The following is a 22,916-nucleotide window of genomic DNA, read 5'->3' on the forward strand; positions in this document are numbered from 1 at the left end:
AACTTAACAAACAAACAACCCAACACCTCTTAGATTTGGGGGTTAGTTGTGTTATGTGGTTTGGTCTTCCTATCTGCCGGGCGGGGGGCCGGGGCCCCCGGCGGCGCCGGCCTGCGAGCTGTGCGCCTCCGGCGAGGACGGCACGCGCCCGTGGCGCGAGCTGGACGCGGAGGCCGACGCCCGTACGGCCTCACCGGCGCAGCGGAGCGCGAGCCGCACCCAGGGCAGGCTGCTGCTGAGAACCGGCCGCCGGATCTGGCCGTCCACGGCGCTGGACGCGCCGGCGCGGGCCGTGCCGGACGGCGCACATCACCCGATCGCCCTCGGCGCGGTGGCCGCCGCGGCGGGATGCGCACCCCACGACGCGGCGCTCGCCACCGCGTACACCTCGATCACCGGACCGGCCACCGCGGCGGTCCGGCTACTCGGGCTCGACCCTGTCGTCGTGCATCGCGTGCTCGCCGGCCTCGTGCCCGACTTGGAAGGCGTGGCGCGCACGGCTCGCGCCCGCACCGCGTGGGAGGACCTTCCCGCGCATGCCGCTCCCGCTCTCGATCTGCTGGCTGAACAGCACCTACGCACGGAGGTACGGCTCTTTGTCAGCTAACCACGACGACCGTCACCACTCCCCCGACCCGCACGGAAGGGCGCTGCGCCTCGGCGTCGGCGGCCCCGTGGGGAGTGGCAAGACCGCGCTGGTCGCCGCGCTGTGCCGCACGCTCGGCCCGATACTCCGCCTGGGCGTGGTCACCAACGACATCTACACCACCGAGGACGCCGACTTCCTGCGCAGGGCCGGGGTGCTCGACCCCGAGCGCATCGTCGCCGTGCAGACCGGCTGCTGCCCGCACACCGCCATCCGCGACGACATCGCGGCCAACCTCGACGCGGTCGAGACCCTGGAGGAACGCTTCGGCCCGCTGGACCTCGTGATCGTGGAGAGCGGCGGGGACAACCTGACCGCGACCTTCAGCAGGGGGCTCGCCGACCAGCAGATCTTCGTGCTGGACGTCTCCGGCGGCGACAAGGTGCCGCGCAAAGGGGGTCCGGGCGTCACCACCGCCGACCTGCTGATCATCAACAAGACCGACCTGGCCAAGCACGTGGGAGCCGACCTGACCGTGATGTCCAGGGACGCGGCGGCCGTGCGCGACGGCAAGCCGGTCCTGTTCACCTCGATCAGGGAAGTGCCGGAGGTGTACGCGGTCGCCGAGTGGGTGCACGGCGTGGTCGAGTCCTTCACCCACGCGCGAGAGCACCCGCACGGCCCCGCCGTCCCGACGACCAACGCCTGAACCGGCGAGCCGCGCCCAGGAAGAGATGAGCACCACGATTCAGGAAGGCCCCGGTACGGGCGTGCCGTCACGGAACAGGAGGTCGTTCGACGCGCGGGCGGCCATCTCCACCGAGCGGGTGGGCGGGCGTACCGTGCTGGGCACGCTCAGGTCCGACCCGCCGCTGACCCTGCGCCAGACCTGGCCCGGCACGGTCCATCTGGTGTCGACCGCGGCGGGACCGCTCGGTGGCGACCACCTGGAGCTCCGCATCGACGTGGCCCCGGGCACCTCCCTGGAGATCGCCTCGGTGGCGAGCACGCTCGTGCTCCCAGGGCCGGGCGAGTCGGTCTCGGTCGTCGAGGCACGCGTCGGAGCGGGCGCCACGCTGCGGTACGCGCCCGAGCCCACCGTCCTCGCGGCCGGCTGCGCCCACCGCGTGATCGTCCGGCTGACGCTGGAGGAGGGCGCGTCCGTGCACTGGCGGGAGGAGATCGTCTTCGGCCGCTACGGCGAGCGGCCGGGCACCTGCCACTCCCGCTTCGACGCGACCATCGGGGGCGTGCCCCTGCTGCGCCAGGAGTTCGTCGTGGGCGACCCGGCCGTCGACGGCAGCCCGGCGGTGTACGGCGACGCGCGATGCGTCGGCAGCGTCCTGATCGTCGACTCCGGACCCGCGCAAACCGAGCCCGCCTCGGGGAAGCAGGCCAGGGCGGAGCCGGTGCTGGCGGGCGGTTGTGCCGTGCTGCCCCTCGCGGGGCCCGGCACGCTGGTCTCGGCCCTCGCCCCCGACGCCGCCGCCCTGCGCCAACGCCTGACCTGGGGCGAGGCCCAGGTGCGGCGCTGACGCCGGGCCGGAGGGCCTGGCCGTGATCAGTCGTAGAAGCCGAGGCGGCGGAGCTGCTTCGGGTCGCGCTGCCAGTCCTTGGCGACCTTGATGCGCAGGTCGAGGTAGATGTGGGTGCCCAGCAGGGCCTCGATCTGCTTGCGGGCGCGGCTGCCGACGTCCTTGAGCCGCGCGCCCTTCGGCCCGATCACGATGGCCTTCTGCGAGGGGCGCTCGACGAACATGTGGGCGTACACGTCGAGCAGGTCGTCGCGGCCCTCCCGGAGGGTCATCTCCTCGACCACCACGGCGATGGAGTGCGGAAGCTCGTCCCGCACCCCTTCGAGTGCCGCCTCGCGGATCAGCTCGGCGACGAGCACCTGCTCGGGCTCGTCGGTGAGCTCTCCCCCGGCGTACAGCGGAGGGGACTCAGGCAGCCGCTCGACCAGCTGGTCGGCGAGCACGTCGAGCTGCTCCCCCGACTCCGCCGACACCGGGATGATCTCGGCGAAATCCGCGAGCTGCGACACGGCGAGCAGCTGGGCGGCGATCTGCTCGCGGGTGGCGAGGTCGCACTTGGTGACCACGGCGACCACCGGGGTCTTCTTGACGGCCGCGAGCTTCTCGGCGATGAAGCGGTCGCCCTTGCCGATCGGCTCGTTGGCCGGGACGCAGAAGCCGATGACGTCGACCTCGGTCAGGGTGGACAGCACCAGGCTGTCGAGACGCTCGCCGAGCAGCGTGCGCGGCCGGTGCAGGCCGGGCGTGTCGACGATGACGAGCTGGGCGCCTGGCCTGTTGACGATGCCGCGGATGGCACGGCGGGTCGTCTGTGGCTTGGAAGAGGTGATCGCCACCTTGGCGCCGACCAGCGCATTCATCAGCGTCGACTTGCCGACGTTGGGCCTGCCGACGAAGCAGGCGAATCCGGCACGGAACTCAGCGGCTGAGGAACTCACGCCACCCATTGTCGCCGATCAGATGTACCGCCCCTTCACCGTGCCGTCCGGAGCGGCCAGAAAGACGACGGCTTCGCCGAGATCACGGACGGCCGCGAGGTCGTGCTCGCCGGGCTCCTCACCATCGCTGACCAGGGCCGCGGCCTCCAGGGAGACGGCTCCGCTGGACACGGCCATCGCGACCGCGACCTGCACGGCGGACAGCTTGAGCGAGGGCAGGTCCACGTTGGTCGCGGTGTAGGTGCGCCCGGTCTCGTCGCGCACCGCGCCGCCCTCGGCGGTCCCGTTGCGCGCGCGGGCCGCGCGGGCCAGGGTGATGATCTTGCTGTCCTCGGGGTCGAGGGTGGTCTCAGTCACGGGGCCAGGCTACTGGGCGACCTCGCTCACCTTGGCGGCGAGGACGGTGGCCAGCCGCTCGGTTCGTTCGGGGTCGAGCTTGGCCAGCCCGGTGTGCACCAGGGAGATCAACATGTTGCCGGACCGCACCACGACCAGGTGCATCTCGTACGGATAGCCGCCCACCCTGCCCTTGAACCGCCGCGCCTCGACCCCGTCCCCGATGTCGCCCACGGGCAGCGCGGACCCCACCAGGCGATCACCCCCGCCCGCGGTCTTCACGGCGGCGACGGGGCAGTCGCGCATCAGGCCGGCGACCGTGCGCAGGGCCTGCCGGGCCTCGGCGGGATCGTAGGCGGCGAGGACCACCCCGGCGGTCTCGCCCAGGCCGTTGCCCCGGAAGCTGGTGGACTCCGCCGTCGCGGAGGCCGGATCCGGCGCCTTGCCCTCGGCGAGCTCGAAGAGCCTGCCGCACGCCCGTTTCGCCGGGACGAACGGCGGCTGCCACGCGGCCTCGGCACGGTCGGCGAAGTCCACCGACGGGTCCTCGACCTGCGCCAGGGCCTCGCGCACCCGCGACAGCTCCTGCTTGCGGGCGGAGCCGCCGAAGACGCCTTCGCGCAGGCCACAGGCCGCCGTCACCCCGGTCAGCAGCGCGAAGGCAAGGACCACACCGGTGATGCGCATAGTGCTCCCCCGAAATCCCGCCCGGCGGGAATCCCCGGCTCCCACCTGCGGGAATTCTTCCCGATCAACAAAAGGCGCAATCTCGCCGCGAACTGACACATCGAAAAGAACCGTAAAGCGGAGTTGGCTAGGCTTCTCGGTCGTGTCCGCTCGGCGACTCGTACGCCCGGCGGTCACCTTGCGAGAGACGGAGCTGACGCATGATCGGTCGGGGGATGGTGGCCGCCGTGCTGGCGCTGGGGCTCGCCGCGGGTCCCGGCACGGCCGCCGCGGCGGCCCCGAGCGCTCCCGAGCCCTGCGCGCCCCAGCGCGGCGGCAGCCAGGTCGGGGAGTCGTGGGGGCAGCGGCGGCTCGCCTTCACCGCGGTCTGGCCCCTCACGCGGGGCGAGGGCGTCACCGTGGCGCTGATCGACAGCGGGGTGGACACGCGCCACCCGCAGGTGCGGGTCGCCAAGTCGGTCGACCTGACCGGAACCGGGCCGCTGGACTGCGTGGGGCACGGAACGGCGGTCGCGGGGATCATCGCGGGCGCCGACATGAAGGCGATTCCCTTCGCCGGCGTAGCCCCCAAAGCCCGACTTATCTCTATAAAGCAGACGAATAGCGAAAAGGGGGACGTGGCGCTGCTCGCCCAGGGCATCAGGCAGGCCACCGACCTCGGCGCCCAGGTCATCAACATCTCCATCCAGACGAGCGACCAGCCCGACCTCAAGAGCGCCGTCGACTACGCGCTGGCGAGCGACGTCGTGATCGTGGCCGCCGCCGGGAACCTCAGGAAGGAGGACGGCACCCCCGCGCCCGCGTACCCGGCGGCCTATCCCGGGGTGCTGTCCGTGGGATCGGCCGGGCCCGACGGCAAGCGCACCGACTTCTCCAACGCGACCACCCCCGTCTCGGTCCTCGCCCCCGGCTCGGCCATCACCAGCACGTGGCCGGGCGCCGCGTACCGCCAGGACCTGGAGGGGACGAGCTACGCCGCGCCGTACGTCGCCGGGGTGGCCGCCCTGGTGCGCTCCCGCCATCCGGACCTCGACAACGTGCGGGTACGGCGGCGCATCGAGCTCACCGCCGACGGCGCGTCGGGCGCGGGGACGGGGGCTGGCATCGTGAACCCCCTGCTGGCCGTGTCCGAGATCCTGCCCTCCGAAGTGGTCGCCCTCGCGCCCCGCCGGGCGCAAGCGCTGCCCCCCGGCGTCATCAGCAAGGCCCCGCCCCCGGACCAGAGGGCCATCGACGTCTCCGTGGGTGTCGCGGTGATCGCCCTGTGCGTCGCGGCCCTGGTCACGGCCGTAGGTCTCGTGATCCCGCTGGGCCGCAGGCGCGGGTGGAAACCGGGTCGTACGGCCGTGCCCGGCAAGTGAGGGCGTAAGCCCTACCCATTTCACCGCGGCCGAGATCAACGAATACGTAACATGTGATGCAGACGTGACAAAACATAGTAATTGGGGCTCCGTTATGTGATCTCATGACTCGCGACACTTGAGCCACAGGGGAAGGCGATAGGGGAAATGCAGTCATTGCTGCCGGAAGACCCCAAGCAGGTGGGGAATTACACCTTCATTGGGCGCCTAGGTCAGGGATCGCGGGGAATTGTCTACCTTGGCCGGCTCTCCGGAGAAGCCCAGGTCGCGGGTCAGGGGGACCCCGCCGAGGCGCCGGCACCCGAGACGGCACAGACCACCGGGGACGCCGGAAACGGAAAGCCCGAGGCCGCCGCGCAGCCCGATGAGGCCCCGCCCGGCGAGCAGGGCGCCCTGCAGGCCTCCAGCGAGCCGGATCGCCTCTTCGCCGTCAAGCTGCTGCCCCCGTGGCCGGAGGCGGACGCCGACGCCCGATCGCGGGTCCTCGACGACCTCTTCGCCGCCCAGCGGGTCTCCAGCGCGTACACGGTCAGGACCGTCGACGCGGGCTGGACGGACGACCGCGCCTACATCGTGCGCGAGCACGTCGAGGGCCGTTCCCTGCGCGAGGTGGTCGAGGCCGACGGGCCTTTGACCGGTGACGTCCTGGAGCGGACCGCCATCGGCACGCTGACCGCGCTCACCGCCATCCACCTCGCCGGGCTCGCGCACCGCGGGCTCACCCCCGAGAACGTCCTGCTCGGCCCCGACGGGCCGCGCGTCGCCGACTTCGGTCTCGGCGAGACCAGCTACCTGTCCCCCGAGCAGGTGCGTGGCGAGCCTTCCGGCCCGGCGGCCGACGTCTTCGCGTGGGCGACCACGATCGCCTACGCCGCGACCGGCAGCGAGCTGTTCGGCGGCAGCGCCGAGGCGATCGCCACGGCCCGTCCCGACCTCGGCGCCCTGCCCCTTCCGCTTCGTGACGTCGTCGCCTCGTGCCTTGCCAAGGCGGTCGTCGAACGGCCCACCGCCCAGGGCGCGATGCTCTGGCTGCTCGGCGAGGAGAAGTCCGGCCCGCCCGCTCCCGCCCTGCCCGTACCGGTGGGCGACCCGGACCAGCAGACCTGGCTGGGCCTGAACGGGATGGACGGCCAGGCGCGGCCCGCCGTCGTCGTGCCGCACCAGCCGGAAGGCGAGGGGCCGGCGCCGGTGTGGGCGGTTCCGCCGCAGCCGCAGGAGTCCCCGAAGCTGTGGGGCGCGCCCGAGCTGCCGTCGGAGGAGGCCGAGCCCCAGGCCCGGCCGATCACCGCCGGTCCGGCCTCCGCGCCCGCTGCCCCGCCTCGCAAGAAGACCACCCACTTCCCCATCGGGCTCGCCGCGGGCGTCGGCGTCGTGGTCGGCCTGTCCGGTCTCGGGTTGTGGGGCGCCGGGCACTACGTGAGCACCCAGCAGATCGGGCGTGTGGCCGCCGAGGGCCAGGCGAGCGGCATTCCGGCGCCTTCAGGAGACGTCGGCGACGTGGGGGGCACCGGCGGTACGACGGCGCCCCGGCCGCAGGTCACCGTGCCCTGGGCCCTTTCTCCCGGGCCGCAGGAGACGGGCGTGTACCCGTTGCGGCTCACGACCCCGTCCGCCTCCGCGGGCGTGCCCAGCCTCAGCCCCGGGCCGGTGTTCACCCCGCCGCCGATCCCCTCCTCGGTGCCCACGCAGACGGCCGCGCCCACCTCGTCGACCTCGGCCAGCCCCGCTCCCACGGTCACCGTCACGCAGACGCCGGTGGTCACGCCGTCCGCCGAGACGACGCCCTCGGGCTCCCCCACCCCCGGCCCGTCCGGCGACGGAAGCCCCACGCCGGAGACCACGCCCTCGGGCACCCCGACCCCGGAGCCCTCGCCGAGCGCGTCGGCGAGCCCGTCGTCACCGAGCGAGTCGCACAGCCCCTCCCCGAGCGCCACGGCGGCGCCGACCAGATCGGCGACGCCGCCCCCGATCCCCAGGCCGACGGTCACCAGGACGGCCACGCCCAAGCCGACCGTGACCAGGACGGTCGCCCCCAAGCCCTGGACGCCCGTGGTCAGGCCGAGCACCGCGCCGCCCAAGACCCAGGCCTCCAACCCCTACACGCCGCAGAAGGTCTGCGACACGGCGGGCAAGGGCACGGGCTTCTACGTCCAGCGTTCGAGCGCGTTCAGCGGCGGGGTCACCTACCAGCTGTACAGCGCCGCCACGGGATCCAACTGCGTGGTGACGATGAAGACGACCTCCATCGGCAAGGCCAGTCCCGTCTCCGCCACCCTCGAAGTGCAGGGTTCGAGCCCCATGAGCGACGGCGGGTCCTTCCAGTACTACGCGGGCCCGGTGATCGCCCAGGCCAAGGGCAAGTGCGTGAAGTTCTCCGGCAGCGCGGGAGCGGGATCCACCAGCGTGCCGTTCGCCAACTGCGGATAGCCACCACGCCCAGTAGAGGGACGACGACCGGATGACGACGAGTGGCGAGCCGTTCTCCACGACCGGTGACCGTGAGGTCGACGCGGTGCTGGAGGCGCTCGCCACGCAGTCGGCCCGGCTCGACGAGGCCGAGTCGTTCGGCCGTGATCTACTCTGACGGCCGTCCCGTCCGCCTGGACCTCCGCCACCGCGGCCGTCCGCTGACGATCTAGAGTGGTCGCCGTGCGGGAATGGGAGCCGGCGGGGGCGTTCGAGGAGAGCCTCGGCACGGCGTTCGCGGCAGGCCGTCTGACCGTCTGCCTCGGGCTGCTGCGGGCGGCCGATCTCGCGCTCCCCATCAGCCCGGCCGCCGCCGCCGGTCAGGAGGCGGCCGCCTGGCCGATCACGCCGGATGGTGAGCGCACCTGGATGGTGGCCTACACCTCGCAGGAGGCGATGTGGGCCGTGCTCGGCGACGTCACCCGGCACTACCGGGTCATCTCGCTGCCCGAGCTGGCCGCCGGCTGGCCCGACACGCGCTGGGGGCTGGCGGTCAATCCCGGTCTCCCGGTGAACTTCCTCCTCGAATCCGGCACGGTGGCGAGGCTTGCGGTGCCGTCGCTGGCCGAGGATCGCCTCGCCGAGCCGGACTCGGGCACACCGGTGGTGCAGAAACTGCTCGGGCCCGCCGACCTGTACGCCTTCATCACCGAAGGGGAGTCACGGGTCTCCGGCTACTGCCACCACGCCCTGGACGTCGCGCACATCGCGACCCCGTCCGTGCTGGCGGACGCGCTGGGCCAGCGCGGCCAGGAAGGCCTGGTCACCGACGACGGGTCCGTGAACATCCTGCGATGGCACGCCGCCGGGCTCAACCTCTACCGCACCCCGTACGGCGGCACCGACGAGGAGACCATGGCGGCGGTGGCCGGCTGGGTGATCGAGGAGCCTCCGTTCGCCGGCATGGGGCTTGTGCCGAACGCCGGCCAGGTGATCCGCGAGTACAAGATCGACGGCGTCGGGCTGCCGCACGGGGCCGAGATCGTGGAGCTGACCACCTTCGGGGTCGAGCGCCGCCGTGCCGTCTACGACGGCGACCTCGAACGGTGGATGCTGGTGCACGTCCTGCCCCCCGGCGAGCCCGCCCCGGCGGAGCCGCGATGAGGTGGTGCTCGTACCGCGCCCGCTGGCAGGGTGCGGAGTACGAGGCGAGCCCCGACCCCCGGGCCGACCGGGTGTGGATTCGGCTGCGCGGCACCGCGCCGGCCGAGGGCTTCGAGGAGCTCGCACCCGGCCGCTTCGTGCGGCCGGTTCCCGCGGAGGAGTGCGAGGCCGTCGTGTTCGTCGCGACCGTCGGCGAGTGGCGCGGCGTCCCGTGCCTGGTGCGCGACGAACGCGACGGCGAGCTTCTGGTCGAGTACACCGGAGGCAGGATGCCGGTGGCTCGGGAGCTGGGCTTCGCGCGCGTCGAGCGCGGCGTCTACCAGGCCTGGGTCCTCCGCGGCGAGGTGACGGGACTCCGCGAGCACGCCGTCCCTCTGGACTTTTAGCGCCGGTTGCCCGCGTCCGCCGCAGGCGACGATGGCCTCGTTTTCTCGCGGCCCGGCGGGGTGCCACGCCTTTCGCCGTACGCGCGAATCCGCTGGTAAAGGCAATTATCAGCTTGAATTCCACCGATCCGGACAAATCTCTTGATGTGGCGGCATCAGATAACAATGCTTGCCGAACGACGTTCGAAAATGTCACAATTACCCGCCAGCGGACTGTTGCCCTGTAGTCAGGTTGGGCTTACGCAGCCGTTAAGCATCCCGATCCATGCGGACAGGTGCTCGGGGGAGGTGGCATGGAGCCGTTCGGCGGGGCGGACGCGGCGGCCCTTCAGGCCTATGCAGACGAACTGCGGGCCAACTTCATGCGGTTGCAGGAAGAAGCGCCGGCGATGCACGACAGGGCGCGGGCGATCCAGGTGACGGAGACGTCGCGCGACGGACTGATCTCCGCGACCGTCGGCCCGCGCGGGGACCTCATCAGGCTCGATATCGACCCCCGTATCTACCGGCGGCCGGACTCCCGCGAGCTGGCCGACTCCATCACCGAGACCGTCCAGCGGGCGGCCGGCAAGGCGCGAGAAAAGATCGTCGAACTCTTCGAGCCGCTGATCCCCGGCGAGCAGATGAGGGCGCATCTGGACGGGGACCTCCAGCGCGTGCTCGACCAGATGGCCTCGCAGATGCTCGGAGAGAGGTGATCCACGTGCCTGACCACGTCGACATCCACAAGAGCCCGGCGCACCTCGGCATATCCAAGCTGAGTACCACGACGACCGACCTGACCACGCTGTGGAAGGAGCGCGCGGCGCGGCTCCAGCGGCTGGTCGCGGCGTCGCCATGGGGACGCGACTCCGCGGGCAGCGCCTTCCAGGCCGCGTACGAACGGACGGGCGGCACCGATGACATGGTCCGCAAGGGTGACGGCATCATCAAGGACCTCGGCGACCTGGACGGGAAGGTGCGCACGGCCGTCACGAGGACCGACGACACCGACCACGGGAACGCCGCGACGATCAAGAGCATCTGACCGGGTTCGGACAACACGAAGATGAGGCCGGCCAGGGGCGCCGGCCGCGAGGGCGCCGCCCACCCGGCGCCCGCCCAGCGGACGAAGAGATCGGGGTGACGTGGCTCAGAGCACTGGCGTCAACGTCAACCCGAACACTCCCGCGGGGCAGTCGTCCATCGTCGGGGGCGGCAGCTCCACCACCGACGTCGAGCCCGCGTGGGGCGAGGACCTGCCCGCCTGGGCCAACACGCTGATCTCCCTGCTCGCCTCCGGGCAGAACTGGCCCGAGGGCAGCGAGACCCGCATGTGGGCGATCGCCAAGGAACACGAGGAGCTGGGCGTCGGCCTCTGCGGCTCCACGGACCCGATCGTCACGGCCATCAAGACGGTCCTGGACGGATGGGACGTGCCCGCCACGCCCATGTTCCTGAGCGACGCCGACCGGCTCCTCTCCCAGGACTCCGGACTCAACGCGCTCGGGGTCGAGAACCTCTACAAGGCCCTGCAGGCGGACAACTTCGCGCGGGAGACCCAGTACTCCAAGATCTCGATCAACGTGGCCTTCTGGATCGCGGTCACCGCCGCGTTCATCGCCCTGGTCAGCGCGTTCTTCACCGCCGGCGCGACCACGCCGATGGTCGGCCCCATCGCGGCGTCGGCGCGCGCGGCCATGGCCCGGATCCTCCAGAGGCTCACCGTGGCCGCCGGGCGCGAGTTCGGCGCCGGCATGGTGACCAGGCTGGCCGCCACGAACGGCCTGACCCAGGCCGGCGGCGCGAGCCTCGTCCGTACGATCCTCGGCAGCCACCTCGGCAGGGAGCTCATCGAGGAGATCGGCGAAGAGGTCTACATCGACTACCGGACCCAGCAAGAGCAGAGGGATCTGGGATCGCGCAAGAGCTGGGACTGGAAGAAGACCCAGGCCTCGGCGGTGGGCGCGGGGACCGGTGCGGTGGTGGGCACGAAGCTCGCGGGCCCGCTGTCCAGGTTCAGCGACAGGGTGCCGCTTCTCAGGGCCCTGAACAACGCCGGCGGGACGGCCCCCGGCTTCGCCAACGCCTTCGCCCGCTTCCCGGGCCGGGCGATGCAAACCGGCCTCAACAACATGGCCGCCTCCCCCTTCGGCAGCGCCGCGGCTCAGATGCTGGTCAACGGGGAGAACCCCCGGCAGGCCCTCAAGCAGTCGTTCACGCTGGAATCCGTGGGCGGAGCCTTCATGGGGGGCGCGGGCCGCACCAACACGATCAGCCCCTTCAACCCGGCCGTCACCCAGGCCGCATCGCATCCCCTATCGAGCCTTCAGACCGCCGACGTGGCCAGCGACCTCACCGACCTCTCCCGGTTGGCCAACGCCGGGTACGCGCCACCCGCCGCGCCCCCGGACGGCGGCGGGTCCATGTCCGGTGACGGCACCGGCCCCTCGCCATCCGGCCCGGCGGGCACGCATGCCGGAACGGCCCCACAGACCACCGGCCCGCAGGGGACCGGCTCCCAGGCCGGCGTCCCGCAGGGCACGGCCCCACAGACCACCGGCCCGCACGGGACGGGCGCGCAGGCCCTCTCGGGGAACCCGGCGAACGGCCAGACCACCGCGAACACCGCACCGCACACCCAGTCGGCCCCCACTACCCACACCACCGCCGCGCCCGCCACCCCTTCGGGCTCCACGGCGGCACCCCACACCCCTTCGAGCCCCGCCACCGCCCAGAGCACCGGCCCGCTGGGCACCACCGACGTCACCTCCCCGAACGGCACGAACGCGCAGACCGCGCAAGCCGCTCCCCCGGCACACGCGACGCCCGCACCCCAGACACCGGCCACCTCCGAGACCCAAACCGGGCCCCAGACCCAAACCGGGCCTCAGACCCAGACCGGGCCGCAAGCCCAGACCACGGCTCAAACTCAACCGGCGGCTCAGACACAGCCCGCCGCCCAGACCCACGCCGGGCCCCAGGCCAACACCGCGCCGCAGGCCAACACCGCGCCGCAGGCGCAGGCCGCACCCCAGAGCCAGCCCGCCGCCCAGGTGCAGGCGACGCCCCAGACAGCGGCGGCGCAGGCGCAGGCGGCGGCTCCGGGAGTGACCGTGACGCAGGCCACGAGTCAGACGGCCGGGCCCGCGACCATCTCCATAAGCGCGGCGCTCAGCGGCACCCCGGACACCATCGCGCACACGAACACCGCCCCCGTAGCCGCATACGCGAACGTGCCCGGCAACGCGGCGAACGCGAGCCCGGCACGGGCCGTCCCCGCCAGAGGCACCGCCGCCAGGGACAACAGCTCTCCCCGCGCCCACCCCGCCCCGGCGCGGCCCGCGGGGCACGACACCGGTCCGGGCCGTTCCACGCCGGACAACGCGGGTCCGGGCCCTTCACGGCCGCACGGCTCCGCTGACGGCGGGTCGAGGCGGCCCAACGTCGGAAGGCGGTCGGCACGCGCGGGCACGGTGACGGCCGAGGAGATCGAGGGCAGCGACTTCCGGCCGGACGCCCGCCCGCCGGGCATGCCGAAGCTGACGATCGGCGAGGTCCCCGCCGCCATCGCCGACCTGCGAAGCTCGGACTTCGCGCACGGCGTGGGCGTGAGCGGCCTGGGCGTGCTGCCCGACGGCTCGGCCTACTGGGTCATGACCGACGACGGGAACGTCCACCACTTCGACGTCTCGGTCGGCAAGGTGGGGAGGCTTCGCGCAGGGAGGCTGTGGGGTCGCCGGCTGATGGCGCGGACGAAGGTGCGCGCCGGGACCGTCGACCGGCCGCATCAGGTGCGGCTGGCGCCCGGCATCCATCCCGACCAGGTCGCGCGGGTGCTGTTGCACGAGATCACCGACGCGCTGCAACGGAGGGCGGAGGTCGACGCCCGCGCGCCACAGGGGTTCGTCCGGGGCAAGCTCGCGGCGGTCAACCCCTTCCACGGCCGCGTGGAGGGCACCGACGCGTGCGTGTCGGCCCGGATGAACGAGGTCGCCCATCTCACGCGCGAGTGGGAGCAGGCCGGGACGCCCGACGAGCGGCAACGTCACCAGCGGGAGGCCGACGCGGCGGCGCGGGACATCGAGAGGCGCGGGCACGTGCCGCCCGCCGTCCCGTGGAGCACGGGCCCGCCCGCGTCGCCGGACCTCGTACGGGTGCGAGCGCTCGGCCGTTCCATGGCGGAGGCGGCGACGGCCCTCGGCGAACGCCGCACGGCCAAGCTGGACAGCGCGGAGAAGGCCAGGGAGAAAGGCCGCGAGGCCGGGAAGAAGCGGGACAAGGCGGCCAGGCAAAGGGACCAGGCCTCGGGGGAACGGCGGCGCAGGGCCGTCGCCGAAGCCGACATCGCCAGGGACCAGGAGCGCCGGCAGACGCGGATGGCCGAGGCGTACGAGAGGGCACGGGACCGCGCCCGGGAGGCGCGCGCCGCGTACGAGACCCTGGCGACCGCCATGGAACGGCTGGAGGCGGAGCGGGATCCGAACCTGGTCGCTCCCCTGGCGGGCGAGGTCGAGAACGCGAGGCGCGCGGCGGAGTCGGCCGGCAAGACCTACCAAGAGGCGCTCGCGGAGGCCCTGCCACCGCCCGCCGCCATACCCTCCGCCGCGCCGGACGGCGACCTGCCCAACATGGCCAAGCTGACCGACACCGTCAACGCCATGCTCGCCGCGAAGGGCATCGACCACAGCTTCAGCCGCGTCAGGCTGGAGAACCTCCTGGTCTCCGACTTCGACCAGGTGGTCTCCGAGGACGGCCTGACGATCCGGGTGGGCGACGCCCATCCCGGAGAGCTGCGCGTCAAGCTGCGGATCGGCAGCCTGCTCGAAGTGCTCGACCCCGACCACCGGCCGTCGGAGTTCATCCGGGCCCGGCTGGCCCAGGGCGGTCCGTCGCTCGGGACCTCCTCCGCCCACAGGTTCTCCCAGTCGTACGGGCCCAACGTGATGCGCCTGGTCAGGCCGCTGCTGATGGGCCTGCCGCAGAACAACTGGACCATGCCGTTCAGGTGGCTGGGCGAGCACGGCGTCCTTGAGGTCAACCTCTCCAACGGCCGGCACGAGTCGACGAGCGGCGGTTCCCAGAAGCACGCGGTCGGCGGCGCCGGCGGCGTGACCGACAACCGAGGCGAGTCGCTGATCTACACGGTGGACGACGCCGAGTACGAAGTGCAGGTCCGCACGCCGGGCGACAGTGACGGCAGGGCGAGAAAGCCACAGGTGGAGCGGGTCGCCGCCGCCGAAGAGGGGCGGGGTCCGCGGCTGGTGCTGTCGCACTCCTTCTCCCAGGCCGCGCCGGAGTCGACCATCCGGCTGCCGGACGGGCTCACCCGGCGGGAGGGGCTACCGAGGCACGTGGTCCTCGCCATGAGCGGACTGGAACCCCTGGTCGGCGAGACCGCCGGCAGGCTGGGATCACACGCCACGGTGGGCAGCGTGGCGCGCGACGACATCCGCCAGGTGCTGACCCAGGTCCTGACGAGCAGGCTCGGCGAGGCCGTGAACAACCCGGTGGGGTTGCCCTCGCGAGTCATCACCGACGGCACGCGCCCGGTGGCGGAGATCGAGGTGGTCGCCAGGCTCCGGACGGTGACCGACGCGTCCGGCGTGCCCGGCCCGGCCGTGACCCCGGTGGGGGTCGCCAGCGCCGAGGACTTCCAGGAGGCGTTGCGGATCGAGACCTCCAACGTGTCGGTCTCACAGTCGTCCGGACGCTCGAACGGCTTCGGCGTCGCAGCCGGTGTCGCCGCCCTGGACGCCGAGACCATGCCCTTCGTGGACGAGGACATGGTCCCCAAGGCGACGCTCGGCTCCGGCCACGGCTGGTCGAGATCGGAGACGTCCTCCGCGACCTCGGCGACGTACAAGGTGAGCGTGCAGCGGGCGATGTTCGGGCAGGGGTACCAGGCCGAGATCGAGCTGGAGATCCGGCTGCGCCGCATCAACAGGGCGGGGCAGCTCGGCGCGCCGAGCGTGATACCGGGCACCGTGAACGCCCTGCTCAGGACGCCGGTGTGGTACGCGTACCGCTCGGGGTGGCCGGTCGACGCGGCGGCCGTCTCCCATGACGAGTCCGGCCGGCCGCTCACGCACCCCGACGGCTCGATGAGGGTGCGGGACGAGATCGTCCCGGTGGCGCCCCCCAAGCGGCTGCCCGAGCCGCCGGTGTGGAGCGGCGACGGTCCCGGCAAGCTGCGGGGCGTCGGACCGGGCCTGATCGAGGAGATGACCGGGCTGCCCGAGTCTCTGAGGCTCACGGAGAACGCGCTGCGCGCGCTGGACGACGACTACCTGCCCCCGCTGAACGCCGCGGGCAAGCCCGACCCGTCGCTGACCCGGGATCCCCTGACGCGCGCCTCCCAGGAGGCCAACATGAGGAAGCTCTCCGAGGCGCTCACCCCCGTGCGCCAGGAAGCGGGCATCAACCAGGCCACCCAGGGAGGCACGCTGGTCCACCTGGAGCTCTCGGGGATCAACCGGCAGACCAGGCATCTCCCGGTGCTGGTCGAGCTCGCCGAGACCGGCTCCGGCTACCTGGGCCTCGCCCCCATGGAGGGGATGGCGGACCTCGGCATCGGGTCCGACACCTCCGGCAGGGCGAGCGGGGAGAGCAGGAGCACGCCGGTCGAGGGCAAGACGGGCATGCACATGAAGGTCCACGACCAGGGCGCCATGTTCACCGGCGCCGACGGCAGGGTGAGCAGGGGGACCAGTCACGGCGCCGAGAGCACCCTCGGCAACACCACCAACGACGTGAAGCTCGTGGAGGCGAAGTCGGCGCTCGCCGTCTTCTCCAAGCGGTACGAGCTGCGCGTCTCGATCGTCAACGAGAACGGCTCGACGCGACCGCTCATCGCGCCGCAGGAAGTACGGGCGGACGTCTACTGGCCCTCCGACATGCTGCCCGCCGACACCACCCCGGCCACCCCGGTCGCCCACTCGGTCGCCCAGGCGGCCACCCCGGAGGAGATGCGCCGCGGAGGCCTCCTCGGCCTGGACATCGGTCCGATGGTGCGGGATGTCATGCCGAGGCTCCCCGCGTCGATGCGGCCGGGAACCGCCGCGTTCGTCGAGGTCATGAACTTCCTCAACTCCGAGCACCTGGAGGCTCACCCCGAGATGTTCGTCACCGGCCACGGCATCGCCATCCCCGTGCATCCGCAGGGCCCGGGACGCCTGCACGCCACGGTGACGATCCGCGCGTTCGTGACCGGCCCGTCCACGCCCGGCGGCAGCCCCGACCTCGTGAGCCTCGACATCCTCTTCGGGATGGGCAGCGACGGCACGACCCACAGCACCGGGAGCAACGTGGCGACCGGCGCTTCCGCCGGGGCCGGCGTGCACCAGCAGGGCGCGCCGAACGCCTCAGGTGGCCTCGACGCCTCCGCGTCCGGGAACAGCGGGTCGCCGGAGACGGACCTGTCGATCTACGGCGACGAGCGCCTCCACGTCAAGCAGGGCGTCGAGCGGCTGCACACCGCGCCCGTCCGCTTCGAGATCACCGTCCAGGAGCGCGGCAGGGGCAGCGAGCCGGTGACGATCGACGTCGACGGCACGGCCCTGTACAGGCAGTCAGAACGCCGCGCGCTGATGCTGTACGCCAACGGCGAGCAGCCTGGGCCGCTGAACGAGGCCGCCGACGCGATGGAGCGGTTCCTGAACGGCGAACTCCGGCTCGACCGGCGTGTCGCCGTCCCCTTCATCCGCCGCTACCTGGACGATCTGAACAGCGCCCGCCGGGCGGGCGAACCGATCCCCCGGCTCGCCTATGGGCAGCGGCGCGTCGAGATGCTGCAACGGCTGGGGCCCCTGATCGGTGATCCGAACCTCGCGGACCGGGCGGGCCAGAAGCCCGGCAGGCAACTGGCCAGGACGCTGAGCCAGGCGAGGGACCTCGCGCGCCTGGAACCGGAGGTCTCGGTGCCCGAGCCCCTGCTCAGGGGCGGCGGCCAGACCAAGACCGGGCGGGTCCTGCTGACCCGCGACGGCGAGGTGGTCGAGTTGCTCGACGAGATGCGCAAGGCGCTCGAAGCCCACGCACCAGGCAGCCTCGCCGCGGACCCGGCGCTCGGGCCGGGCCTGTCGGCCGTCTTCGCGGCCGACAAGTGGCAGGCGAACAACGACGAGATCTTCTCGCCCGCCGGGTTCGAGCTGTCCTTCCCCGTGCGCGTGGGCCCGCAGCTCACCCAGCAGCTGACCGTGCGGGTGACCACGGAGCTCCTGGGGGTGCCGCGGTGGCTCGGTTTTCGCCCCGACGACGGCCTGATCCGCCAGGCCTACGGGTACGACCAGCACGAGCGGTCGGCCTCCGCCGGCGTCACGGGTGGCGGCAAGGTCACCACCGGCGGCAACACCGAGGCACTTTCCGAGGACGGGGCCACCGGGACCGACCGCAACCACGGCCGCTCGGTGTCCCATGGCGACCAGCAGACCGAGCTCGACCGCATGGCCACGTACGCCGGAATGCACATCATCGGCAGGAATTTCCGGCTCACCGTCCAGATGGAGTGGTCGGGCACCTTCGCGGGACCGGTCGAAGGCGGGGTCAATCGTGTGGCCAACCCCGTGCCGCCCGGACCCCTCACGCCCATCGTTCTCACCGCGGACGGCGAATGGCTCGTGCCGAACGGCCTGGTCGGCCCGGCGGGGGCCCCCGCCGTGGTGGCGGTGGCGCCGGACCCACGGGCGCTCACGATGCCCCCGAGGTTCCAGGTGGAAGGGCTGGACACCGGCGACCTGGAGAAGGCCCTCGGCGACTCCATCACCCAGCAAGGCCTGCTCACCGCGGAGGAGATGCGGAAGCTCGGAACCCGCCTCAAGCAGCAGTTGTCGCACAAGAAGCTGAGCGCGAGGTTCCCCCACATCGCGCGGCCCGGCGGGGAGGCGACCGTCCGCCTGCCCAGGCCGGGCCACCCGGACCAGCAGGTGAGGGTCACCCTGGCGGCCAGGGTGACCGAGCCGCGTGTCATCGTCAGCGGACGCCCGGACGTGGAGCACGGCCAGGCCACGCGGCACCAGGAGATGCGGAACGTCAACAGGAGCACGAGCCACCTGCTGCCGGTGGGCTGGGACACCGGGCCGGACGTCCCCATCGCCGGAGAGGGGGCGCTGAACACCGACTACGCCTACGGTGAGCACGCCTCGACGAGCGCGGGGATGAGCGACGGCGTCCGCAAGGAGGAAACCGCCTCCTACATGGGTGAGGGCGGCACGGTGGGCACGCGGGTCGACTGGGACGCCACCGTCGAACTGGTGACCCGAGACCGCCACGGGAACGAGAAGATCGTCAAGACCTTCACCGTGACCGCGACGGGGTCGGCGGACCTCAGCATGCCCCAGCGCCACCTGTCCGAGATGCTGGCCCGGCTCGACGCCCCCGCCCCGGCCGCGCCCGCCTCGCCGGACGGCCGGCGCATCGGATGGCCGAGGCGCGTCGCGCTGCCCGATCTGCTCGCCGCCGCCGGTCAGGATCCCGCCTTCGACCCGGCCGATCCCTACCCGGCGATGGCCTCGGTCCTGCGCGCGGGAACGCCCGGCGACCAGCGGCAACCGGTCATGCTCACCTCGACGGACGCCGCGACGTCCCCCCTGTCGGCCATCACCGGCGGACGGCTGCTGGCGCGGCAACTGGGGGCCGACGTCAACCTGTACGTGCGGGAGGCCGACGGCGCCTACCACCGGTATCGGGCCACTCCGGCCGGCGCTCTCCACAGCGCGGACGACGGCGCCTTCGCCGCGGCGATCGCCTCGCTGCCCACCCGGCTGCTGCCCCCGGTGGAGACGCTCCAGGTGGACCTGCGCGAGGTCCTGCGCGGGCTCCCGCGGGGCGCCGACTTCACCGAGGCGGTGCGCGAGCGGCTGCGAGGGCTGGGCGCGCAGGTCGGCGAACCGGCCGCCCCATGGCCGGCGAGCCACCACATCGGCATGCACGGGCAGCCCCCGCCGGTCGGCACGACCTACCAAGGCGGTGCGGGCGCCGCCGGCACGGGCGGCTCGCCCTCCACCGGCCAGGGCGGCGGGGCCGCCACCGGCCTCGGCGGGGCGGGCGGGCCGTAAGGTCGCCCTCATCAGGAACGGAGGAACGTGATGCCATTCTCGGTGGCCAGGACCAGGGACGAGGCGCATCTGTACCTCGACCTCAACCCGTGCGAGGAGTGCGGCTCGGCCGACACCACCTGGGAGAACGGGATCGTGGACGTCGACGGCGAGCTGTCGGCCTGCTACTCCGGGCAGTGCGAGGGGTGCGGCGCGGAGCGCGAGTTCCTGTTCGGCCTGCCCAGGCGCGGGAGTGCTCCGTCGGGGTTCCCCACGTTCGGCGGGCCGGAGCCGTCGGAGTTGCTGGACGCCGGGGAGTGGCTCTGGGTGGCCGACCTGACCGCCGGCGACGTGCCGGCCGGGGACGCGGACGCGGCCCGGCGGGCGCTGTCGATCGCGACGGCCGCTGTCGAGGAGGTCGTGAAGTTCATCCCGCCCGGTGAGGAGGCGGTTCCCGAGGACGCCTTCTGGTCCGACCGCGGGCAGCAGGTGCGCGAGGCCGAGCCGGGGAGGTTCCGGCTGGAGCGGCTGCTGATCGTCCGGGACACCTACCGCAGGCTCGCCGCCGAGACCTAGCCGGCCGTCTCGCCGCCCCCGGGGCGGCGGGACGTTCCGATATGGTCGAGGGCGTCCGCGCCCGGTCGAACGAGGGAGTCGCCGCCGATGCTCCGCGCGAGAACGCTCGTGGAGGCATACCTCTACATCGACCTCACCGTCGCGGCCGGCGACGACGGGGACCTTCCCGCGGACTTCTCGGCCATGCGGTGGGCGACGCTGAGCGAAGGCCAGGAGGCGTGGACGCTGCGGTTCGACGGCCCCGACACCGGGCGGCGCCACCTCATCGAGATCCTCGTGCCCTACCAGACCGAGTCCGAGGCACGGCGCGACCGCCTGCGCTTCGGGCCGGGAGTGTCGGAGCTGATCGACGCGGGCCAGTGGCTGTCGATCAGCCTGGCGTACGCGCAGCGGGCCCTGAACGCCGACCTCTCCTACGCCGAGGCTCCCGGCGACGAAGAGAGCTACACAGACGTCGTCCTGAACTGGGAGTTCGCCCGGGACGCCGCCGCCGAGGCGGCGAAGTTCCTCCCCGTGGGAGCGGACGAGGTGCCGCCCGAGGCCTTCTGGACGGAGCCGGGCGCGGCGGTCCGCGCGGCGGACCCCGAGCGGTTCACCCGACCCCGGCTGGAGGACGACATCGCCTTCTACCAGCAGAACATCGACGACTTCACCGGCATGTTCGGCGACCGCTGACCCAAGTCGGGGGGGCGCGCGATCCGGCCGATATCGTCGAAGAGCATTCGGACGGGTCCGGCGAAGGGAGTGGGGCGCCATGTCACCTCTGCACGCCAGGACGATCGTGGAGGCCTACCTGTTCGTCGACCTCACGGCGGTGGCCGCCGAGCAGGGGGAAGACGCCGCCGGGACACGCGACTACCGGGCCCACACGAAGCTGACCGAGGGCGCGGGCGCCTGGAGGCTGCGCTTCGACGGGCGCGGCCTCGGCCTGCCGCTCGCGTTCGAGGTTCTCGTGCCCTTCGAGACCGAGTTCCAGGCCAGGCGTGAGCACCTGCGGTTCGGGGACGGGCCCTCGGAGCTGATCGACGCCGGGCAGTGGAGGGTGGTCGGCGCCGGGTACGCCGGCCGGGCCATGCGCGACGATCTGCGCTACTCCGAGGAGCCCGGGGACGCGCGGTACCAGAGCGTGGTGCTGGGGTGGGAGTCCGCCCGGGACGCGGTCGCCGAGGTCGCCAAGTTCCTCCCCGAGGACGCCGGGGAGGTGCCCGCCACGGCGTTCTGGTCGGACGTGGGCGAGGCGGCCCTGCGCGACGAGCCCGAGCTGTTCACCCGGCAGGCGGTGGAGAGCGACATCGCCTTCTTCCAGCGGAGACTCGACCACTTCACAGCCAGGCACGCCGACCGGCGTCCCTGACCTGCGACATAGAGTTGTCCATGTTCCGCGGCGGTGGCGGGGATGTCAGTGGTCGGGTCAGATCCCACCGGGAGGCGCTCACCTGCATCCTCACTGTCAGTAGCCGATGTAGCCGGAGCCGTTCTTCGAGCCGACGACGCCGGGGACGTTGGAGACCGACCCGTAGCGCTCGATCGCGTAGCGCACGCCGGCGACGATGTTGTCCACCGGGTTGTAGATGTCCTTGTGCCCCGATAGCGACCAGCGGTCGAACGTCGGGTCGATGGTCTGCATGAGGCCCTTGGACGGCGTTCCCGCCGCCGCGTTGGAGTCCCAGTTGTTGATCGCGTGGGGGTTTCCGCCCGACTCGTGCTGGATGATCAGCCAGATGTCGTTGACGTTCATCTTCTCGACCGGGTAGCCGTGCGCCTTGAGGATCTCGATCGCCTGCTGGATCCAGCCGGCGACCTGCCCCTTGGGCGCGGGGCCGCCGCCGGGCGGCGGGGGGCCGCTCGGCCCGTACCCGCCGAACCCTCCGCCGCCGGACGAGCCCGCTCCGGACGGGCCGCCGTTCGAGGTGTCGAAGACGGCGGGGTCGATCTCGCTCCGCGGCACCGGCACCCACTCGGTGGTGTGGCCGGGCCCGGGGACGAACGGCTGGTCGCCCGCGGCGGGGATGCCGGCGAACGTCGGCGAGATGGCGGCGAGCTCCTTGTCGATGTCGCCCTGGGCCGTCGAGAGCACCGTCTCCGCCGTCTCCACGTGCGCCCGCGCGAGGGAGACCGACTGCTCGACGTGCTCGGTGATGCCGGGCTTGAGCTGGTCCTCGGTGGCGTGGGGATTGATCCGGCGGTACTCCGCGACCCAGGCGAGCACGTCGTCGCACACCCCGTCGACGTTCCGCCTGGCCGTCTCCACGGCGCCCGCGGCCGTGTCGAGGTGGTTCGCGCAGTTGGCCAGCGCGTCGTGCAGGGCGTCGCCCGCGCGGCCGTACCGCCGCATGTACGCGACGAAGGCGTCGGCTGAGTCGCCCTTCCAGGCGGCGTCCACCTGGGTGATGGAGGCGCCAAGGGCGTTGAGCCGCGTGACCGTGCGCGACGCGGCCTCGCGCCAGCGGGTGGCGACGGCCCTGATCGCGGCCGGATCGCCCTTTGCCTTGTCCACCAGCGACACCAGCGCCTGGCCCCCCGGCAGCGCCGCCACGGCCCCCGTGTCGGTCATATGGAGGGCAGCCCATGCTCGGTGCCGTGCTCGGCGTCGCGCAAGTTCTCCTCGATGGTGTCCAGGGCGCGCTCCACGCCGTCGAGGCGGCTCTTCACCGTGCCCAGCTCGGCGTCCACGTGCCCCTCGACCCGGCCGATCGCGGCGGCCAGCGCCCCGGCGCCGGTCAGCGTGCCGAAGACGGACGGCCCTGCGGCGTCCTTGGCGGGGAACCCGTCGCCGACGGTGGCGAGCTTGCCCCCCTGGACGTTCACCGCGACGCGGAGCTTCGCGAGCGCGTCGCGGTTCAGATCGATGCCCACCGGGACCGGCCCCCTCCGCCGCCAGAGCCAGCATTCAGCCGGAGCCTACACTCGGCTTTCTTCGCGGCCAAG

19 protein-coding genes are annotated in these 22,916 nt (G+C 72.5%); 14 read left to right on the top strand and 5 right to left on the bottom strand.

Features of this window, described 5'->3' with window-relative positions; translation table 11 throughout:
* Nucleotides 1–55: 55 nt before the first annotated feature.
* The 3 genes from AB0O34_RS27590 to AB0O34_RS27600 are packed head-to-tail and all read left to right on the top strand — an operon-like array spanning nucleotide 56 to nucleotide 2,121.
* A complete protein-coding gene (locus AB0O34_RS27590; RefSeq protein WP_363920165.1) occupies nucleotides 56–607 on the top strand; it encodes an urease accessory UreF family protein in 552 nt (183 codons plus the stop codon).
* On the top strand, nucleotides 597–1,295 hold the full coding sequence (ureG, locus tag AB0O34_RS27595) for an urease accessory protein UreG (RefSeq protein WP_363920167.1): 699 nt from the start codon (nucleotides 597–599) through the stop codon (nucleotides 1,293–1,295). Before AB0O34_RS27590 ends, ureG begins: the two co-directional genes overlap by 11 nt.
* Nucleotides 1,296–1,320: 25 nt before the next feature.
* Nucleotides 1,321–2,121 carry an urease accessory protein UreD gene (locus AB0O34_RS27600; protein ID WP_363920169.1) on the top strand — a complete coding sequence of 267 codons (801 nt, stop codon included), beginning with the start codon at nucleotides 1,321–1,323 and terminating at the stop codon, nucleotides 2,119–2,121.
* A 26-nt stretch (nucleotides 2,122–2,147) separates the two neighbouring features.
* Here AB0O34_RS27600 and era read toward each other — a convergent pair whose 3' ends face one another.
* From era to AB0O34_RS27615, 3 genes are read right to left on the bottom strand one after another with little or no spacing between them, the layout of a single operon-like run.
* On the bottom strand, nucleotides 2,148–3,068 hold the full coding sequence (era, locus tag AB0O34_RS27605; RefSeq protein WP_363920172.1) for a GTPase Era: 921 nt from the start codon (nucleotides 3,066–3,068) through the stop codon (nucleotides 2,148–2,150).
* Nucleotides 3,069–3,077: 9 nt separating this feature from the next.
* Nucleotides 3,078–3,416: a cytidine deaminase gene (locus AB0O34_RS27610; RefSeq protein WP_363920174.1), complete on the bottom strand. Its 339-nt coding sequence runs from the start codon at nucleotides 3,414–3,416 to the stop codon at nucleotides 3,078–3,080.
* 9 nt (nucleotides 3,417–3,425) lie between these two features.
* The gene (locus tag AB0O34_RS27615) at nucleotides 3,426–4,082 is read right to left on the bottom strand and encodes a hypothetical protein (protein WP_363920177.1); all 657 of its coding nucleotides are present in this window, start codon (nucleotides 4,080–4,082) and stop codon (nucleotides 3,426–3,428) included.
* Between the two features lie 200 nt (nucleotides 4,083–4,282).
* Here AB0O34_RS27615 and mycP point away from each other — a divergent pair, with 200 nt between their 5' ends.
* The 11 genes from mycP to AB0O34_RS27670 all read left to right on the top strand — a co-directional run bounded on the left by mycP (nucleotide 4,283) and on the right by AB0O34_RS27670 (nucleotide 21,342).
* Nucleotides 4,283–5,443 (top strand): type VII secretion-associated serine protease mycosin, encoded by a 1,161-nt coding sequence (gene mycP / locus AB0O34_RS27620; protein ID WP_363920179.1) that lies wholly within the window; start codon nucleotides 4,283–4,285, stop codon nucleotides 5,441–5,443.
* Between the two features lie 147 nt (nucleotides 5,444–5,590).
* Entirely contained in the window at nucleotides 5,591–7,870 is a 2,280-nt protein-coding gene (locus AB0O34_RS27625) for a serine/threonine protein kinase (RefSeq protein WP_363920181.1), read from the top strand.
* 31 nt (nucleotides 7,871–7,901) lie between these two features.
* Nucleotides 7,902–8,027, top strand: a complete 126-nt coding sequence (locus AB0O34_RS27630; RefSeq protein ID WP_363920183.1) for a hypothetical protein — start codon at nucleotides 7,902–7,904, stop codon at nucleotides 8,025–8,027.
* Nucleotides 8,028–8,092: 65 nt separating this feature from the next.
* Nucleotides 8,093–9,013 carry an SseB family protein gene (locus AB0O34_RS27635; protein ID WP_363920185.1) on the top strand — a complete coding sequence of 307 codons (921 nt, stop codon included), beginning with the start codon at nucleotides 8,093–8,095 and terminating at the stop codon, nucleotides 9,011–9,013.
* Complete coding sequence (locus tag AB0O34_RS27640) at nucleotides 9,010–9,399, top strand: hypothetical protein (protein WP_363920187.1); 390 nt, start codon at nucleotides 9,010–9,012, stop codon at nucleotides 9,397–9,399. Before AB0O34_RS27635 ends, AB0O34_RS27640 begins: the two co-directional genes overlap by 4 nt.
* 293 nt (nucleotides 9,400–9,692) lie before the next feature.
* Nucleotides 9,693–10,097, top strand: coding sequence for a YbaB/EbfC family nucleoid-associated protein (locus tag AB0O34_RS27645; protein WP_363920189.1), 405 nt, complete (start codon nucleotides 9,693–9,695; stop codon nucleotides 10,095–10,097).
* A 5-nt stretch (nucleotides 10,098–10,102) separates the two neighbouring features.
* Nucleotides 10,103–10,426, top strand: coding sequence for a hypothetical protein (locus AB0O34_RS27650; RefSeq protein ID WP_363920191.1), 324 nt, complete (start codon nucleotides 10,103–10,105; stop codon nucleotides 10,424–10,426).
* Between the two features lie 100 nt (nucleotides 10,427–10,526).
* The gene (locus AB0O34_RS27655) at nucleotides 10,527–19,433 is read left to right on the top strand and encodes a hypothetical protein (protein ID WP_363920193.1); all 8,907 of its coding nucleotides are present in this window, start codon (nucleotides 10,527–10,529) and stop codon (nucleotides 19,431–19,433) included.
* A gap of 30 nt (nucleotides 19,434–19,463) precedes the next feature.
* Nucleotides 19,464–19,988: a hypothetical protein gene (locus tag AB0O34_RS27660; RefSeq protein WP_363920195.1), complete on the top strand. Its 525-nt coding sequence runs from the start codon at nucleotides 19,464–19,466 to the stop codon at nucleotides 19,986–19,988.
* 87 nt (nucleotides 19,989–20,075) lie between these two features.
* On the top strand, nucleotides 20,076–20,663 hold the full coding sequence (locus tag AB0O34_RS27665) for a hypothetical protein (RefSeq protein WP_363920197.1): 588 nt from the start codon (nucleotides 20,076–20,078) through the stop codon (nucleotides 20,661–20,663).
* A gap of 79 nt (nucleotides 20,664–20,742) precedes the next feature.
* Entirely contained in the window at nucleotides 20,743–21,342 is a 600-nt protein-coding gene (locus tag AB0O34_RS27670; RefSeq protein WP_363920199.1) for a hypothetical protein, read from the top strand.
* A 96-nt stretch (nucleotides 21,343–21,438) separates the two neighbouring features.
* On the opposite strand, the gene AB0O34_RS27675 is transcribed toward AB0O34_RS27670, so the two are convergent.
* Both AB0O34_RS27675 and AB0O34_RS27680 read right to left on the bottom strand, forming a co-directional pair.
* Nucleotides 21,439–22,542, bottom strand: a complete 1,104-nt coding sequence (locus AB0O34_RS27675; protein ID WP_363920201.1) for a WXG100 family type VII secretion target — start codon at nucleotides 22,540–22,542, stop codon at nucleotides 21,439–21,441.
* Nucleotides 22,539–22,844, bottom strand: coding sequence for a hypothetical protein (locus AB0O34_RS27680; RefSeq protein ID WP_363920203.1), 306 nt, complete (start codon nucleotides 22,842–22,844; stop codon nucleotides 22,539–22,541). Before AB0O34_RS27680 ends, AB0O34_RS27675 begins: the two co-directional genes overlap by 4 nt.
* Nucleotides 22,845–22,916 lie beyond the last annotated feature (72 nt).

The sequence above is a fragment of the Sphaerisporangium sp. NPDC088356 genome, from assembly GCF_040685555.1.
Classification (GTDB): domain Bacteria; phylum Actinomycetota; class Actinomycetes; order Streptosporangiales; family Streptosporangiaceae; genus Sphaerisporangium.